At 62.7% G+C, this 2,712-nt stretch carries 3 protein-coding genes; 2 read left to right on the plus strand and 1 reads right to left on the minus strand.

Annotated elements, in window-relative coordinates; translation table 11 throughout:
- A partial coding sequence (locus EOA79_RS31230) for an ABC transporter permease (protein WP_164894040.1) occupies positions 1-554 on the plus strand: 554 nt, incomplete at its 5' end.
- 51 nt (positions 555-605) lie between these two features.
- On the plus strand, positions 606-1,673 hold the full coding sequence (locus tag EOA79_RS31235) for a BMP family ABC transporter substrate-binding protein (RefSeq protein ID WP_066989795.1): 1,068 nt from the start codon (positions 606-608) through the stop codon (positions 1,671-1,673).
- Between the two features lie 70 nt (positions 1,674-1,743).
- Here the strand turns inward: EOA79_RS31235 and rimO are convergent.
- Positions 1,744-2,712 (minus strand): 30S ribosomal protein S12 methylthiotransferase RimO (gene rimO, locus EOA79_RS31240; RefSeq protein WP_128293642.1); only part of this gene is annotated, 969 nt, incomplete at its 5' end.

Raw genomic sequence — 2,712 nt, forward strand, 5'->3', positions numbered from 1 at the left:
TCCCCGGCCTGAGCTCGATACCGGTCGTCGGCAAGCTGATCTTCGGCCAGGATCCGTTGTTCTACGTGTCGATCGGGCTCACCGCCGCCGTGATGTGGTTTCTGTTCAGGACGCGCACTGGCCACACGCTGCGCTCGATCGGCGACAGCCACGCGTCGGCCCATGCGCTCGGCATCAAGGTCATCAGCTACCGTTACCTCGCCGTGATCTTCGGCGGCGCTTGCGCCGGACTTGCCGGCGGCCACCTGTCGCTCGTCTACACGCCGCAATGGGTCGAGAACATGAGCGCGGGACGCGGCTGGATCGCTCTGGCGCTGGTGGTCTTTGCGTCCTGGCGCCCCTGGCGGGTGCTGGCCGGCGCTTACATCTTCGGCGCGGTGTGGATCGGCCAGCTTCATGCACAGGCTTTCGGCATTCCTGTGCCCTCGCAGTTTCTTTCTTCGCTGCCCTATCTGGCAACCATCGTGGTTCTCGTTCTAATCTCGCGGAACAAGCGGCTGACGATGATGAACACGCCGGCTTCGTTGGGGCAGCCATTTGTTCCGGATCGTTGACGACAACAAAAAGACGGGAAGCCCCAGGGCTTAACTCAGAGAGGTAACACGATGAAGAAACTGCTTATTGCGCTGATGACCACGGCCGCGGCCCTGTCGCTGGCGGCAACCGCCGAGGCGGCCGACAAGCTGAAGGCATGCTGGGTTTACACGGGGCCGATCGGCGACTTCGGCTATTCCTATCAGCACGACCAGGGTCGCCTCGAGGTGGAGAAAGCGCTCGGCGACAAGGTCGAGACCGCCTATCTCGAGAACGTCTCGGAAGGCCCGGACGCCGACCGCGCCTTTGAGCGCCTGGCGCGCGAGAAATGCAAGATCATCTTCGGCACATCGTTCGGCTTCATGGACGCCGAGGTTAAGGTCGCCAAGAAGTTCCCGAAGGTGATGTTCGAGCACGCCACCGGCTACAAGACGGGCGACAATCTCGGCATTTACAACGCGCGCTTCTATGAAGGCCGCTATGTGCTCGGCCAGATCGCGGCCAAGGAATCGAAGAAGGGTCTTGCCGGCTACATCGTCTCCTTCCCGATCCCGGAAGTGGTGATGGGCATCAACTCCTTCATGCTCGGCGCGCAGTCGATCAATCCGGACTTCAAGGTGAAGATCGTCTGGGTCAATACCTGGTTCGATCCGGGCAAGGAAGCCGACGCCGCCAAGGCGCTGTTCGACCAGGGCGCCGACATCATCGTCCAGCACACCGACTCGACCGCCCCCCTGCAGGTCGCCGAGGAGCGGAAGCTGCATGGGTTCGGCCAGTCGTCGGACATGATCAAATTCGCGCCGAACGCGCAGCTGACCTCGCTCACCGACGAGTGGGGCCCGTATTACATCAGCCGCGTGCAGGCTGCCCTCGACGGCACCTGGAAGCCGGACAATGTGTGGCTTGGCATCAAGGATGGCGCCGTCAAGCTCGCGCCCTTCACCAACATGCCTGACGACGTGAAGGCAATGGCGGAGGCGACCACCAAGAAGATCGCCGATGGCTGGAACCCCTTCACCGGCCCGGTGGCGAAGCAGGATGGCTCGCCTTGGCTGAAGGACGGCGAGGTCGCCGACGACGCCACGCTGCTCGGCATGAATTTCTACGTCAAGGGCATCGACGACAAGCTGCCGCAGTAAACAGCAGCCTGGCATCAAAACAAAAAGGGCGCCCCACCGGCGCCCTTTCATTTTCAGCCAATCCCGCTTGTCAAACGGCCGAGCCGTAGAGATCGTAGGCGTCGGCGCGCTCGACCTTGACCGTGACGATCTCACCGGCGCGCAGCGGCCGACGCGACTGGATATGCACGGAGCCGTCGATCTCGGGGGCGTCATATTTGGTGCGGCCCTTGGCCGAGGTGCCATGCGCCTCGTCGATCAGCACCGGCAGCCGCTTGCCGACCTTCCTGGCCAGCTGCGTCGCCGAGATCTTCTGCTGGCGCTGCATGAAGCGGTGCCAGCGGGCTTCCTTGATCTCCTGCGGCACTTGTTCCAGGCCGAGGTCGTTGGAGCGCGCGCCCTTGACCGGCTCATATTTGAAGCAGCCGGCACGATCGATCTTCGCCTCGTCCAGCCAGTCGAGCAGCATCTGGAAGTCGTCTTCCGTCTCGCCGGGGAAACCGACGATGAAGGTTGAGCGGATGGCGAGATCCGGGCAGACCTCGCGCCAACCGCGGATCCGCTCCAGCGTCTTTTCGCCATGAGCGGGACGGCGCATGTTCTTCAGCACCTGCGGCGAGGCGTGCTGGAAGGGGATGTCCAGATAGGGAAGGATCTTTCCGTCGGCCATCAGCGGAATGACGTCGGCAACATGCGGGTAGGGGTACACATAGTGCATGCGAACCCAGATGCCGAGCTTGCCGAGCTCCTCTGCAAGGTCGAGGAACTTCGCTCGCACCTCGCGGTCGCCGAACATGCTCGTCTGGTATTTGATGTCGATGCCATAGGCGCTGGTGTCCTGCGAGATGACGAGGATCTCCTTGACGCCGGCCTTGGCGAGCTTTTCGGCCTCGCGCAACACGTCGGCCGCCGGCCGCGAGACGAGATCGCCGCGCAGCGCCGGGATGATGCAGAAGGTGCAGCGATTGTTGCAGCCTTCGGAAATCTTCAGATAGGCGTAATGCCGCGGCGTCAGCTTCACGCCCTGGGGCGGCAGAAGATCGATGTAGGGATCATGGCT

Origin of the sequence: Mesorhizobium sp. M1A.F.Ca.IN.020.03.2.1 (assembly GCF_004023205.1) — a bacterium.
GTDB lineage: Bacteria > Pseudomonadota > Alphaproteobacteria > Rhizobiales > Rhizobiaceae > Mesorhizobium.